We start from the raw sequence: 218 nt of genomic DNA, 5'->3' as shown, positions 1-218 counted from the left end.
CACGTTTCACTTCTGAGTTCGGAATGGGATCAGGTGGGGCCATGTCGCTATTGTCGCTAGACAAAAAGGGTACAATCTTGAAAGCTGTGTCAATAAAGCATCGCTGCTCTACTTTTTATAAATACATTTGTGTTCTTTGTTTCTCTTATTCATCACTCATGTACGTGATGTTGCATATTCCTACGCAATACTACTATGTCAAACAGCACACAACTTAA

The 218-nt window shown here is 39.4% G+C and carries 1 rRNA gene; it reads right to left on the bottom strand.

What is annotated here, in order from left to right:
- Positions 1-61 (bottom strand): 5S ribosomal RNA (rrf, locus tag H4J61_RS00030); the annotation flags it as partial.
- Positions 62-218 lie beyond the last annotated feature (157 nt).

The sequence above is a fragment of the Colwellia sp. MB3u-4 genome, from assembly GCF_014077065.1.
Taxonomy (GTDB): domain Bacteria; phylum Pseudomonadota; class Gammaproteobacteria; order Enterobacterales; family Alteromonadaceae; genus Cognaticolwellia.
Note: the sequence above shows the minus strand (reverse complement) of the source record. Positions and strands in the feature narration are given on the sequence as shown.